1 protein-coding gene is annotated in these 236 nt (G+C 35.2%); it reads right to left on the bottom strand.

What is annotated here, in order from left to right:
* Positions 1 to 191: hypothetical protein (locus tag ACRHNM_RS18190; protein WP_431138027.1), on the bottom strand; the 191-nt coding region annotated here is incomplete at its 3' end.
* Positions 192 to 236 lie beyond the last annotated feature (45 nt).

The raw sequence follows: 236 nt of genomic DNA, 5'->3' as shown, positions 1-236 counted from the left end.
GTTTTTTTTGACATAAAATATTCCTTGTCATATCGTTGTTTCTGTTCGTGTTTCCCTGCCGACAAGAAATTAAGTTTTGAAATAGCCATAGTCTGCACAAGTCTGCTTTTGTCGCTTAAGTAACTAAACAGCATTTCAATACTCTCTTTATTTTTTAGGTCAACTATTTGATCGAAATGAGCTTCTCGCATAGTGTCTGACGAGTGCTCCTTTAGTTGCCTTAATAGCTTTGAATA

The sequence above is a fragment of the Psychroserpens mesophilus genome (assembly GCF_050617655.1).
Classification (GTDB): domain Bacteria; phylum Bacteroidota; class Bacteroidia; order Flavobacteriales; family Flavobacteriaceae; genus Psychroserpens; species Psychroserpens mesophilus_A.
Note: the sequence above shows the minus strand (reverse complement) of the source record. Positions and strands in the feature narration are given on the sequence as shown.